The 12,990-nt window shown below is 41.0% G+C and carries 10 protein-coding genes; 9 read left to right on the forward strand and 1 reads right to left on the reverse strand.

Going from position 1 to position 12,990, the window contains the following annotated elements:
• Nucleotides 1-14: 14 nt before the first annotated feature.
• Together ACQ2HE_RS06665 and ACQ2HE_RS06670 are read left to right on the forward strand one after the other, a co-directional pair.
• Nucleotides 15-929, forward strand: a complete 915-nt coding sequence (locus ACQ2HE_RS06665; RefSeq protein WP_430897174.1) for a dihydrodipicolinate synthase family protein — start codon at nucleotides 15-17, stop codon at nucleotides 927-929.
• A gap of 147 nt (nucleotides 930-1,076) precedes the next feature.
• Entirely contained in the window at nucleotides 1,077-2,558 is a 1,482-nt protein-coding gene (locus tag ACQ2HE_RS06670) for an aldehyde dehydrogenase (NADP(+)) (protein ID WP_430897172.1), read from the forward strand.
• Nucleotides 2,559-2,565: 7 nt separating this feature from the next.
• Here ACQ2HE_RS06670 and ACQ2HE_RS06675 read toward each other — a convergent pair whose 3' ends face one another.
• Complete coding sequence (locus ACQ2HE_RS06675) at nucleotides 2,566-3,849, reverse strand: sterol desaturase family protein (protein ID WP_430897170.1); 1,284 nt, start codon at nucleotides 3,847-3,849, stop codon at nucleotides 2,566-2,568.
• 102 nt (nucleotides 3,850-3,951) lie between these two features.
• Here ACQ2HE_RS06675 and ACQ2HE_RS06680 point away from each other — a divergent pair, with 102 nt between their 5' ends.
• Genes ACQ2HE_RS06680 through ACQ2HE_RS06710 form a run of 7 tightly spaced genes read left to right on the forward strand, consistent with a single transcriptional unit; the run spans nucleotide 3,952 to nucleotide 12,987 of the window.
• The gene (locus ACQ2HE_RS06680; protein ID WP_430897168.1) at nucleotides 3,952-5,007 is read left to right on the forward strand and encodes a 4-hydroxyproline epimerase; all 1,056 of its coding nucleotides are present in this window, start codon (nucleotides 3,952-3,954) and stop codon (nucleotides 5,005-5,007) included.
• Nucleotides 5,008-5,019: 12 nt separating this feature from the next.
• Nucleotides 5,020-5,310 carry a YciI family protein gene (locus tag ACQ2HE_RS06685; RefSeq protein ID WP_430897166.1) on the forward strand — a complete coding sequence of 97 codons (291 nt, stop codon included), beginning with the start codon at nucleotides 5,020-5,022 and terminating at the stop codon, nucleotides 5,308-5,310.
• A gap of 10 nt (nucleotides 5,311-5,320) precedes the next feature.
• Nucleotides 5,321-7,303 (forward strand): glycoside hydrolase family 127 protein, encoded by a 1,983-nt coding sequence (locus ACQ2HE_RS06690; protein ID WP_430897164.1) that lies wholly within the window; start codon nucleotides 5,321-5,323, stop codon nucleotides 7,301-7,303.
• Between the two features lie 13 nt (nucleotides 7,304-7,316).
• Nucleotides 7,317-8,477, forward strand: a complete 1,161-nt coding sequence (locus ACQ2HE_RS06695; RefSeq protein ID WP_430897162.1) for an aldose epimerase family protein — start codon at nucleotides 7,317-7,319, stop codon at nucleotides 8,475-8,477.
• A gap of 12 nt (nucleotides 8,478-8,489) precedes the next feature.
• On the forward strand, nucleotides 8,490-10,859 hold the full coding sequence (locus ACQ2HE_RS06700) for a glycoside hydrolase family 127 protein (RefSeq protein ID WP_430897160.1): 2,370 nt from the start codon (nucleotides 8,490-8,492) through the stop codon (nucleotides 10,857-10,859).
• 12 nt (nucleotides 10,860-10,871) lie between these two features.
• A complete protein-coding gene (locus tag ACQ2HE_RS06705; RefSeq protein WP_430897158.1) occupies nucleotides 10,872-12,122 on the forward strand; it encodes an NAD(P)/FAD-dependent oxidoreductase in 1,251 nt (416 codons plus the stop codon).
• A gap of 40 nt (nucleotides 12,123-12,162) precedes the next feature.
• Nucleotides 12,163-12,987 (forward strand): SMP-30/gluconolactonase/LRE family protein, encoded by an 825-nt coding sequence (locus ACQ2HE_RS06710; RefSeq protein ID WP_430897156.1) that lies wholly within the window; start codon nucleotides 12,163-12,165, stop codon nucleotides 12,985-12,987.
• Nucleotides 12,988-12,990: the final 3 nt, after the last annotated feature.

Below are 12,990 nucleotides of genomic sequence, written 5' to 3' on the forward strand. Positions count from 1 at the left end.
TAAAACAATACATCATGTCTATTACTTGGAAGGGAGTGTTTCCCGCACTGACAACTAAATTTACTGCCGATGATCAATTGGATCTGGCTTTGTTCAATAAGAATTTGAAGTACCAACTGGAATCTGGTGTAGATGGTATCATTTTAGGCGGTACACTCGGGGAAGCAAGTGTATTGACTACAGAAGAAAAAGAAGTACTAGTTAAGAATGCTGTTGAAAAAGTAGAAGGAAAGGTGCCTGTTGTAATCAATATTGCAGAAGGAGCAACAAAGGAAGCCCTTAAACAAGCAGAACTGGCTCAAAAATGGGGTGCCAAAGGATTGATGATGTTGCCCCCGATGCGTTATAAATCTGATCATCGTGAAACTGTAACGTACTTTAAAACAGTGGCTCAAAACACCGATTTACCCATCATGATTTATAACAATCCGGTGGACTATAAAATTGAAGTTACACTGACAATGTTTGAAGAATTGATTGAGTGTAAGAACATACAAGCGGTAAAGGAAAGTACTAGAGATGTTACCAATGTTACACGAATGATCAATAAATTCGGCGATCGCATTCAAATTTTGTGTGGTGTTGATACTTTGGCGATGGAAGAAATGGTTTTGGGTGCAAACGGCTGGGTGGCCGGACTTGTTTGTGCATTTCCTGCTGAAACAGTAGCAATTTATCGTTTGGTAAAAGCCGGTCGTATCCAAGAAGCAGCTGCCATTTATAGATGGTTTATGCCCCTTTTGGAACTCGATATTCATCCTAAGTTAGTCCAGTATATTAAATTGGCTGAAACCGAAGCAGGAATTGGATCAGAGGCAGTTCGTGCTCCAAGGTTAACACTGGTTGGTGAGGAAAGAGAAGCCGTGTTGTCAATTATAAAGAGTGGTATAAGAAATCGTCCTGTTTTACCGGACTATCTTAATTTATAAAACGCCTTGCGTTCTTGTTGCTTGAACGTTTTCTTCGAAGGAGGTTGAATTTTCAACCTCTTTTTGAAGAAAACATTTTTAGTTAATTGTTGAATGGTTCGTACTATCTTTTAATGCGAATTCATTTACAAATAAAATACGATGTTTATGTACAACGATATTGATCTAGCTGCTTTAGCAGAGGTTTGTGAAAATGCTTGGGATGCCTTTCTTGTTTTCAAAAGAACACAAGTTAGTCAAAGAGCCCTGCTAATGAGAACAATTGCAACTGCCTTAGAAGAGACCGGCGATGAATTGATTGCCGTTGCAATGAAGGAAACGAATTTACCGGAAGCTCGATTAAGAGCGGAAAGAGGAAGAACTATTTTTCAATTGCTACAATATGCAGATGCCTGCGAAAAAGGCGATTGGTTGGAAATTAGAATTGATACGGCGATTCCTGACAAAAACCCTCCTAAACCCGACATTCGGAAAATGTTAGTGCCCTTAGGACCTGTTGCAGTATTCGGCGCATCCAATTTCCCTTTTGCTTATTCTACTGCAGGAGGAGATACAGCCTGTGCACTTGCCGCCGGGTGCCCTGTTATTGTGAAAGCCCATCCCGCACATGAGGAAACCTCAACAATTGTTGCACAAGCCATCCAAAAGGCAGTTGAAAAATGTGGCATGCCAAAGAATATTTTCACACATGTGTATGGGAAGTCTTTTGAGGTAGGAAAGGCGCTGGTAACGAACCACCGCATCAAAGCAGTTGGATTTACAGGTTCTTACGGAGGTGGTAAGCAATTGTTCGATTGGGCGAATCAACGACCAGAACCCATTCCCGTTTTTGCTGAAATGGGAAGCGTAAATCCTGTTTTTATTTTAAACGAAAAGCTAGAACACGAGTACGCTACAGTTGCTCAACAATATGCGGGCTCCATTACGCTTGGGGTAGGACAGTTTTGCACGAACCCGGGACTTTTGTTTGCAACGAAATCTCCAGGATTGGATGAGTTTAAGTTGGCACTTGCTACTGCCATTAAAGAAATTAATCCCGGCACCATGCTGCACACTGGAATTGCCAAAGCTTATGCATCTAAGAGAGAAGTTGCGCTATCGCAACCTAGTGTTAGCCTAGTGGCTGAATCTTCAACTGCACCCAATGAGGGGCAAGGTCAACCAACAGTGGCCACTGTTTCAGGTGAACAATTTTTAGCCAACCCACTTTTGCATCAAGAGGTTTTCGGACCTTATTCATTATTGGTGGAGTGTAATGATACGAATCAAATGTTGCAGATTGCCCGTCAATTGGAAGGTCAACTAACGGCAACGATTATGGGAACTGAAGCTGATCTGAAAAGCAATATAAACTTGATCGAAGCGGTGAAGAATATTTGTGGAAGAATTATCTTAAATGGAGTGCCAACAGGTGTAGAAGTATGTTTAAGTATGCACCATGGAGGACCATTCCCTTCTACAACAGATGCTCGATTCACATCGGTTGGTGCTGATGGAATTAAACGATTTGCCAGACCACTGTCATTCCAAAACTGGCCCAATAGTTTATTACCGGAAGCGCTGAAGAACGAGAATCCGCTGCATATGTGGAGAACCGTTAACAATCAACTTACACAAAGCGCGATGTAGTTCACGCTTAGTTCTTTGACAAAACAGTTTTTAAGGCGTTTGCTTTTTGTTGTTGTACAATGGTAGCAGATACTACGGTACTAACTACAAGGTAGGATGCTATTGCGTAAGGTATCCAGTATCCAAAGTGTTCAGCTCCAAACCATCCATTGGTAAGCCAGATCAAATATACTCCATAGCTTGCTCTTATGAATTCGAAATAGGGAGCCGATTTGTTTTCGTCCATCAAGTCGCTGATTGCATATACTGAAATGAAAACAAATAAGCCGTATAAGTAGATGTATGCGGTGTTTGCTGCATTGATCAATGCAATATTGCCAAAAAGATAGCTAATGAAAAGTAGGAGTGATGCCAGCTGAATCCAATACCAGCTATGGTGAAACGTAGTTGCGAATGTGTCATATTTCTCAAGACTATTGACATCTTCAACTTTCTTGGTGGGGTATTTTTCTACTACATCTGCCGGTCTCCATCCTGTTGGTTTGAACCAAATCAAGAACTTGTCTTGAATGTTTTTTGTTCGGATTGCATCGGAGATCAATAGCCATAAGTGTTGAAAGTTGATTTTGATCGGATTCCAGGTGGCGGCTGGTCTGGTGATTCCATATACTGGAGGAACTGAATCTAGTTCAGCTTGAAAGGTGCCGAAAATTTTATCCCACACAATCAGAATTTGACCATAGTTCTTATCAAGGTATTCAGGATTCATGGCATGGTGAACACGGTGATGGGAGGGCGTTACAATGATGTTCTCAAGAAAACCCATTTTATTGATTTGACGAGTATGATACCAGAATTGTGCAAACAAATGTAATGGAGCTGTAATTGCGATTACTTTTTCAGGAACACCTAAAAGTGCAGCAGGCAATAGAAAAAAAGTGAAAAGCTTAACAAATACAGAAATGCTTTGACGCAAAGCACAAGCTAAATTGAATTCTTCACTGCTATGATGAATGATATGATTGTTCCAAAAGAAATTGTATTCATGCGCAATTCGATGAACCCAATATCCCGAAAAATCCAACGCAAAGAAAGCAATGAGATAAGTAAGCCAGGTAGCTTCAATATGGAAAACAGCCCAATGGCTGACCATCCATTGGTAGCTGATAATAGCTAGGCTAAGTCCTAATACATCTTTAGTTACATTGGTGATTCCACTGCTTAAACTACTGATCATGTCTAGATTTCTAACAGTATCGAAGCCTTTCTTCCAACCGTACCATTTCTCAAATAGTACCAAGAGCAAAAAAGCAGGCATTGCAATCAATAATATTTTTCCATATTGTTCCATAGCAAGTAATCTTAAAAACTGTATCAAATTAGTGTTTTCTTGCAGACGAAGTCCAATTAGTTAACACTTGCAACTAAATAAAATAGAATTTTAATACATAATATGGCAACTCAACCCATAACTAAGCACTTCCCCAATGCCGACCTTCATCGATTCGGAGGTCAGGTTTTTCATTGTGTAGATGCCCATACCTGCGGAAATCCGGTGCGTTTGGTAGCACACGGAGGACCAGCCCTCGAGGGAGCAAACATGAGTGAAAAACGACAACATTTTCTAAGAGAGTTTGATTGGATCAGAAAAGCATTGATGTTTGAACCCCGAGGTCATGATATGATGAGTGGCAGTATTTTGTATCCCCCTCATGACCCTGAAAACGACGTAGCAGTACTTTTCATAGAAACCAGTGGGTGTTTGCCCATGTGCGGACACGGAACAATTGGTACCATTACCATCGCTATTGAAGAGGGATTGATCAAGCCGAAAACCCCCGGCATCGTGAGAATGGAAGCGCCTGCGGGTTTGGTGATGATTGAATACAAGGAAGAAGGTGGTAAAGTAAAGAGCGTTAAGCTTACCAATGTGCCCGCATACCTGCATAGCACAGCATTAGAAGCAGAATGTCCTGATTTAGGCTTATTGAAAGTAGATGTAAGCTACGGTGGTAATTTCTATGCTATTGTAGATGTTCAAGAGAATTTCAAAGGATTGGAACATTACACGGCTGACCAGTTGGTAAGTTGGGCGAGAGAACTTCGAAAGGATATCAACAAACGGTACAGCTTTGTTCATCCAGAAAACCCAACTATTAATGGATGCTCGCATATTCTTTGGACAGGGGCAGTGATTGACCCAAGCTCTACTGCAAGGAATGCCGTTTTTTATGGTGATAAAGCCATTGATCGTTCCCCTTGTGGTACAGGTACTTCTGCAAGAATGGCACAATGGTATGCTAAAGGGCTACTAAAGAAAGGCGATCAATTCATTCATGAGAGCATAATTGGAAGTAAATTTATAGGCACTATTGAGGAAGAAACCTCTGTAAATGGGGTTAAAGCCATGAAACCCGGAATTGAAGGCTGGGCTCGAATTTATGGGTACAATACAATTAGTGTTGATACCGTAGATGACCCCTACGCGAACGGATTTCAAGTAATTTAATTAATACCAAGTATGCAACAGTATGTAGTAATAGCCAATGACGGAACGGATGAAAACGCATTGGATCGCAGACTTAACACTCGACCATTTCATTTAGAGGGAGCTCAAAAGCTCAAAGAACAAGGAAATTTCGTAATTGGTGGAGCTATGTTGAGCGATACGGGGCGAATGAAAGGCTCTGTAATGATAGTACAATTCGAATCTGATGAGGACTTACAACACTGGTTAGCCAACGAACCCTATATAAAACAGGGCGTTTGGAAAGATTATCAAGTCATCCCGTTTAAAGTTGCGAATGTTTAAATTAATACATATGAATATGCGTAGTTCATTGGTTTTGGGTTTAGGGCTTGTAGCCTTCGCCGGCCAAGTAAATGCACAAGAACCATCTTCAATTTTGAAAATGGATCCGGTAAGTTTTGCGCAAGTAGCGATTACCGATTCGTTTTGGAAACCTAAGATTGATAAAGTAGCCGTTAAAACCTTGGCTGCCTGTATTTATCAAACAGAAGTGGCTACGCCTCGGATTCGAAATTTTGAAAAGGTTGCCAGAGGCAAGGGTGAAGCACATGAAGGAATTTTCTACGACGATAGTGATGTTTTTAAGGCATTGGAAGCCATGGCTTACTCTTTAAAAACGCATCCAAGTGCAGAAATGGAAGCAAAGTGCGACGAATGGATCGATAAAATTGCAGCCGCCCAGCAACCCGACGGCTACCTGAATACCTACTACACGCTGCGTGGTATTCAAGATCGTTACACTGACATGAGCATGCATGAAGATTACAATGCCGGTCACATGATTGAAGCAGGTGTTGCTTACTACAATGCAACCGGAAAAAGAAAATTATTGGACGTTTGCATCAAATGGGCCGATCATTTCGATTCGCTATTCGGACCAGGAAAAAAACATTGGGTAACAGGTCACCAAGAATTAGAACTTGCACTCGTAAAACTGTACCGCGTAACAAATAATTCGAAATATCTCAACCTCTCTAATTGGTTACTAGCTGAACGTGGACATGGTTATGCAAAAGGGTATACTTGGACCGATTGGAAGGACACCGGATACGCGCAAGATCTATTACCTGTAAAAGATCAAACACAAATCACCGGACATGCTGTGCGTGCCATGTACATGTACACCGGTGCCGCAGACGTAGCTGCCCTTACAGGTGATCAAGCCTATATGAAGGCAATGAAAGCAGTGTGGGAAGATGTTGTTTACAGAAATATGTACATCACAGGCGGCATAGGGTCTGCAGGAAGTAACGAAGGGTTCTCACAAGACTACGATTTGCCTAACGAACAAGCTTATTGCGAAACCTGCGCTTCAGTAGGTATGGTGTTTTGGAACCAACGGATGAACCTATTAACAGGAGACAGTAAGTACATTGATGTGCTGGAAAGAAGTTTGTATAATGGTGCCTTAGATGGTTTAAGCTTAACAGGAGATCGCTTCTTTTATGGAAACCCTCTGGCTTCACGTGGCCAACATCAGAGGAGAGAATGGTTTGGAACAGCCTGCTGTCCTGCTAATATTGCACGTTTGGTGGCTTCACTAGGCGACTATATTTATGCGAAGAATAATGAAGGGTTGTGGGTGAATTTGTTTGTTAGTAATAAAACCAATTTTGTTTTCAATAAACAGCCGGTATCGGTTACCTTAAATACAAACTATCCTATTAGCGGCTCAATAGAATTAAGTGTTGATCCGGTTAAGAAGGCAAAGTTTGCATTACATCTTCGAATACCGGGATGGCTCAATGGAGAATTAACACCGGGCGGAACCTATGTAGCTTCCGAGCAAAGTTCTGTAAAACCTGAGTTACTGATCAATGGTGTTACTACCCCTTACAGTGTAGAAAATGGATATGCTGTGTTGAATAGGGAATGGAAAAAGGGTGACAAAATCAGTTATCGATTTCCAATGAATACGGTGTTGGTGAAAGCCAAAGAAGCCATTAAGCAAGATGAAGGAAGAGTTGCCATACAAAGGGGACCCTTGGTTTACTGTGTTGAAGGTGCCGACAATAACAATGCCGCCTGGAATATCATTCTTCCTGAAAAAACAAGCTTTGTTGAATCAACACAATCTATACTAGATGAATCAGTAATATCTTTAAAAGCAAATGTTCCGGTAGTAACCATTAGTAGTAATGGAACGTCAATTCAAACAGAAACAAAAACCATCACTGCCATTCCATACTATACCTGGGCAAATAGAGGTAAAAACGAAATGCAAATTTGGTTGCCTACTACTATTAAAAATATAAAAATCAATTATGTTCCTTAATAAAACTTGTCATATGAAATCATTGTCGTTTCACTCATTTATGATGCTCTCGCTTCTCGGATTAGCTTCTTGTGGAGAGGGATCCGGAAAAACGGAAGAAACTAAAACAACCGAATCAAGTAAAATGAAATCTTATCAATTAAGCGTGTCGCCTTTTGGAGGTGCTGTCGACAGTCAAAAAATCATGCAATGTGCCATTACCAATCCCAATGGCATGTCAATTAAGGTGTTGAATTATGGTGGAACCTTAAGAGAAGTAATGGTTCCTAATAAGGATGGTGAAATGGGAGATGTAGTATTGGGTTTCGAAAATATGGAAGGATACCTACAAAAAGGAGTACCGTATATAGGAAGTTTGGTTGGACGATATGCAAACAGAATTGCAAAAGGTAAATTTACTCTAGATGGAAAAGAATATACGCTGGCAGGCAATAACAATGGAAACAGTTTGCATGGAGGGAACAAAGGCTATGATAAAGTAGTTTGGCAAATGCAACCACAGCCCGGCGATAGCAGTGTGGTATTAACCTATCATAGCAAAGATGGGGAAGAAGGATATCCCGGTAATATGGATATCTCCGTCACTTATACATTAACTGCAGACAATTCTATTCGTATTGAATACAAAGCAACTACAGACAAAGCCTGCCCGGTAAACTTGACCAATCACGCCTATTTTAATCTTTCTGCAGGTTTAGATTCAACTGTTAAAGAACACGAGTTGATGATAAAAGCCGCCGGCTTTACTCCGGTGAATGATCAACTAATTCCAACCGGGAAAATAGAACCCGTTGCAGGAGGGCCTATGGATTTTAACACACCTAAACTCATAGGAAAAGACATTGATAAAGTGGCAGGCGGCTATGACCATAACTGGGTGTTATCGAGAAGCGGAACAGGTTTAGAATTGATTGCTTCGTTATATCATCCCAAGTCTGGACGTTTTATGGAAGTTTTCACCACAGAACCCGGTATTCAGTTTTATAGTGGTAATTTCTTGAATGGTACACGAGCAGGTGCTAAGTATGGACGCAGCTATATTCAACATTCAGGACTGTGCTTAGAAACTCAGCATTTTCCCGATAGTCCAAATCAACCTAGTTTCCCTTCAACAGTGTTGAAACCCGGTGAAACTTATTCTCAAACAACTGTCTACAAGTTTTCTTTAAAATAGAATTTAATTAAAGTGAATAAACTACATGCATTCGTTTTAGGAGCAGTAATCTTGGGAACTTGTTTAAACGCAAGCAACGGATTTTCGCAGTCATTCTTGAGTCAGAAGGAAAATTCACTTGTTAAGGTTAAAGACAAAGTGCCGTTGAAGTCCTATTCTTTTCCCTTGCAAGATGTAAAAATAACTCGCAGTCCGTTTACGAATGCGATGCAGAAGGATAGTGCCTATTTGATGTTGCTAAATCCGGATCGACTTCTATACCGCTTTAATAAAAACGCAGGGTTACCACCCAAAGACTCTATCTATGGCGGATGGGAAAGCGATGGACTTTCAGGACACACCCTTGGACATTATCTTTCAGCTCTATCAATGATGTATGTGTCAACCGGTCAAGTTGAATTCAAGAACCGCATCAATTACATCGTTTCTGAATTGGAGCGGTGCCAAAAGGCAAGGGGAACAGGCTATGTGGGTGCCATTCCCAAGGAAGACAGCATTTTCGCTCAAGTAGCCCGAGGGCAAATCAAGTCAAGCGGGTTTGATTTGAATGGAGGCTGGAGCCCCTGGTATACCGTACACAAGGTAATGGCGGGATTGTGCGATGCCTACTTATATGCAGACAATAAAAAAGCATTGGATGTAGTGGTGAAGATGGCCGACTGGACTTACAATACCGTAAATCATTTAAGCGATTCTATTCGGTTAAAAATGTTGAATTGTGAATATGGCGGCATGAATGATGTATTGGCGAATATCTACTCCTTTACTGGTAACAAGAAATACCTCGATCTTTCTTATAAGTTTTACGATGAGTTTGTAATGGGGAAGCTGGCTAAAAAAATTGACCCTCTACCCGGCAAACATAGCAATACTAATGTGCCCAAAGCAATTGGTAGTGCCCGACAGTTTGAACTTACAGGAAATGAATCGGACAAAACGATTGCCTCATTCTTCTGGTCTACCATGGTAAACCATCACAGCTATGTAATTGGTGGAAACAGTAACTATGAGTATTGCGGACAAGCAGATTCTTTAAGTGACCGCTTAAGTGACAATACCTGCGAAACTTGCAATACCTATAATATGTTGAAGCTTACGCGTCATTTGTTTGGATGGCAGCCCGATTCAAAGTTGATGGACTATTATGAGCGTGCATTGTACAATCATATTCTTGCGTCTCAAAATCCTGAGACAGGAATGATGTGTTACTTTGTGCCTTTGCGAATGGGAACACAAAAACAATTCAGTGACTCCTTCAATACTTTTACTTGTTGTGTAGGAAGTGGAATTGAAAATCATAGCAAGTATGGCGAAAGCATCTATGGTGATGGCAATGACGGCAGTTTATTTATCAACCTATTCATCCCCTCTGTTTTAAACTGGAAGGCGAAACAAGCAAAAGTTCAATTGGCAACTACATTTCCTAACAGCGAATCAATGCTAATTACAATAACTCAACTCAAGCCGAAACGCCTGCAAATTAGAATTCGTAAGCCTTTTTGGTTGAAAGGAGATGCTGTTATCACCATAAACCAAAAGCCGGTAAAAGCAATTGTTGATGAGTTTGGTTATTGGCTCATTGATAGAACTTTTGGAAGCAACGACCGCATTCAAGTTACAACTCCAATGGGCGTATATACAGAGGCGATGCCCGACAATCCAAATAGAGTAGCCTTCAAATACGGACCAATTGTTTTGGCAGGCGTACTGGGTAAGGAGCAACCGGATCCGGTTTATGGTATTCCGGTACTGTTGACCAATAATAGAAATGCAGCTGAATGGTTAACCAGCGACAGTAAAAACTTGGTATTTCAAATGAAAGGTGTGGGTCAACCGAAAGACGTTACCTTGATTCCTTTTTACAAAACATACGATCAATACTACAGTGTTTATTGGGATTTCTTTACCAAGGATGCATGGACCCAACTACAGGCTACTTATGAAGCAGAAAAGAAACGCCAAGCGCATGTAGAATCAATTACCATCGATAATTTCAGAATAGGGGAAATGCAACCTGAAAGAGATCATCAGCTAAAGGCGAGTGAGCGCTCTTATGTTGATGCAGCTCTTGGTAGAACCGGACGAGAAGCTAGGGCTCAGAACTATTTTGAGTTTGTAATGAAAGTAAATCCCGGTGAAAAAAATAGTCTGCTTTGCACCTATATTGGAGATGATAAAGACAGAAATTTTGATATCAAAGTGAATGGAAAACTTTTGACCACAGTAAACTGGAAAGGCGGTCAAACGGGTAAGTTTTATGATTTTGTTTATCCAATACCTTCAGATGTCTTAGGCACGGGTACTACAATCACCGTGCGCGTTGAAGCAAATTATGGTAAAACAGCAGGTCGTATTTTTGGTGTTCGAACTATCAAAGAATAAAATAAAGTTAGTATGAGTAAAGCGTTGATTATTGGCGGTGGTGTAATTGGCTTAAGTTCCGCATATTATTTACGAAAGTCGGGTTGGGATGTTACTGTGGTTGACCAAAGTGACTTTCTGAACAACTGTTCTTATGGAAACGCAGGATATGTATGCCCAAGTCACTATATACCGTTGGCTTCACCGGGTATCGTACAACAAGGACTACGTTGGATGTTAAATCCCAAAAGCCCTTTCTATGTGCAACCTAGATTAAGTTGGAGCTTGATTGATTGGGGCCTGAAATTCGTGAAAAGCGCTACTCAAAAAAATGTGGATGATGCGGCAATACCTTTAAGAGATGCAGCCATTATCTCACAGAAATGCTATGAAGACCTTACTAAGGAACCTGGTTTTGATTTTTCTTATGAACATAAAGGTCTGTTTGAGTATTTTCTTACAAAGGAAAAGGCTGCTCACGGCCCTGAACTTGTGCAACGTTCGGTTGATTTAGGTTTGGATACAGTCTATTTGTCGGCAGAAGAAGTACAAGCCATGGAGCCTCAAACCAAGTTGAATATACAAGGCGCTGTACTTTTTAAATGCGACGCACATTTGTATCCAAATAAGCTGATGAAAAGCTACATCAACTGGTTGCAGCAAAATGGAGTGAGTTTGTGCCCCAATGAGGCCGTAACTAAGTTTGAAAAGCATGGGGAAAAGATAACCAGGGTTACTACAACGAAAGCTAGTTACCAGCCGGATATGGTTGTGGTGGCAACGGGCTCTTGGAGTCGCGAAACAGCAGCGCTTATGGACCTGAAACTTCCGCTTGTACCAGGCAGAGGTTATTCGTTGACTTTAGAAAACTCACCCTATAAGCTAAACTATCCTGCTATCTTAGTAGAAGGGAGAGTAGCGATTACGCCGATGGACGGCAACAAAATCCGTTTTGGGGGCACTATGGAAATCACAACTACTTCGCGTCCTCCACAAATGAGCAGGGTAGAAGGGATACTCGATGCCGTAAAGAAGTTTATTCCTGAGTTCGATATACCCAAACCTTCTATGGATCAGGTATGGTATGGATACCGACCTTGTTCACCCGACGGCCTTCCTTTTATAGGAAAACTCGATAAATTAAACAATTGCATCGTGGCTACCGGACACGCCATGATTGGCTTAAGCCTTGGCGCCGGCACCGGTAAATTTGTTGCCGATTTGGCCAACGAAACTGCCACCGATATGGATTTAACACCTTTTAAGGTAGAACGGTTTGGATAGCAGCTTTTTTTGAGTGAAATTAGCAGACAAATAAGCCAGTATGAAGTGTCGATTTACGCTATTAGGTCTGCTAGTTTCTTTTACTACCCTCGCACAACAACACAGCCTTGTAAAAATTTGGTCTACCGATTCGGTATTCAAAGTACCGGAATCTGTTTGCATAGATGAAAAACGCAAAGTTCTCTACGTTTCAAATATCGACGGTCAGCCATGGGAAAAAGATGGAAAAGGTTCAATTGGGAAATTGGGTCTTGATGGAAAGCCAATTGCCGTTGAATGGGTGAAAGGCCTCAGCGCACCCAAGGGAATGGCCATCTATAAAAATCTAATGTACGTTGCCGATATTACAGAAGTATCGGTTATCGATCTTGACAAAGGTGAGATCAAAAAGCGAATTGCAATACCCAATGCTGAAGCGCTGAATGATGTTACAGTAGACGATCGCGGAAACGTGTACGTTTCGGATTCAAAAGGAAAACGAGTATATGTATTAAAAGGCGACTATGCAACTCCACATGTAGAAGAACTCAAAGGACCGAACGGTGTAAAATGGTTTAAAGATAATTTATACTTACTAGATAATTCCAGCTTTTATCGAGTTGAGTATGATCGCAAACTAACGAAACTAGCAGATGGAATGGAGGGAGGTGTAGATGGAATTGAACCCATTAGTGAAAAGGAATTTTTGGTTTCGTGTTGGGCCGGGGTTATCTATTATATCTATCCTGATGGCACCAAGGAAAAATTGCTTGATACTCGAAATGCAAAATTTAATACGGCCGACATTACTTTTGATCCAATCAGCAGAATCATCTACGTTCCCACTTTTTGGAAAAACACCGTAGTTGCCTACGAATTGAAATAAGAA

Origin of the sequence: Endoryza foliicola, assembly GCF_050589245.1 — a bacterium.
In the GTDB taxonomy this organism is placed as follows: domain Bacteria; phylum Bacteroidota; class Bacteroidia; order Chitinophagales; family Chitinophagaceae; genus Endoryza; species Endoryza foliicola.

Bases quoted from the DNA above. Each gene is read 5' to 3' on its own strand.
- ACQ2HE_RS06665 (WP_430897174.1), top strand. From the start codon at position 15: ATGTCTATTACTTGGAAGGGAGTGTTTCCCGCACTGACAACTAAATTT.
- ACQ2HE_RS06670 (WP_430897172.1), top strand. From the start codon at position 1,077: ATGTACAACGATATTGATCTAGCTGCTTTAGCAGAGGTTTGTGAAAAT.
- ACQ2HE_RS06675 (WP_430897170.1), bottom strand. From the start codon at position 3,849: ATGGAACAATATGGAAAAATATTATTGATTGCAATGCCTGCTTTTTTG.
- ACQ2HE_RS06680 (WP_430897168.1), top strand. From the start codon at position 3,952: ATGGCAACTCAACCCATAACTAAGCACTTCCCCAATGCCGACCTTCAT.
- ACQ2HE_RS06685 (WP_430897166.1), top strand. From the start codon at position 5,020: ATGCAACAGTATGTAGTAATAGCCAATGACGGAACGGATGAAAACGCA.
- ACQ2HE_RS06690 (WP_430897164.1), top strand. From the start codon at position 5,321: ATGAATATGCGTAGTTCATTGGTTTTGGGTTTAGGGCTTGTAGCCTTC.
- ACQ2HE_RS06695 (WP_430897162.1), top strand. From the start codon at position 7,317: ATGAAATCATTGTCGTTTCACTCATTTATGATGCTCTCGCTTCTCGGA.
- ACQ2HE_RS06705 (WP_430897158.1), top strand. From the start codon at position 10,872: ATGAGTAAAGCGTTGATTATTGGCGGTGGTGTAATTGGCTTAAGTTCC.
- ACQ2HE_RS06710 (WP_430897156.1), top strand. From the start codon at position 12,163: ATGAAGTGTCGATTTACGCTATTAGGTCTGCTAGTTTCTTTTACTACC.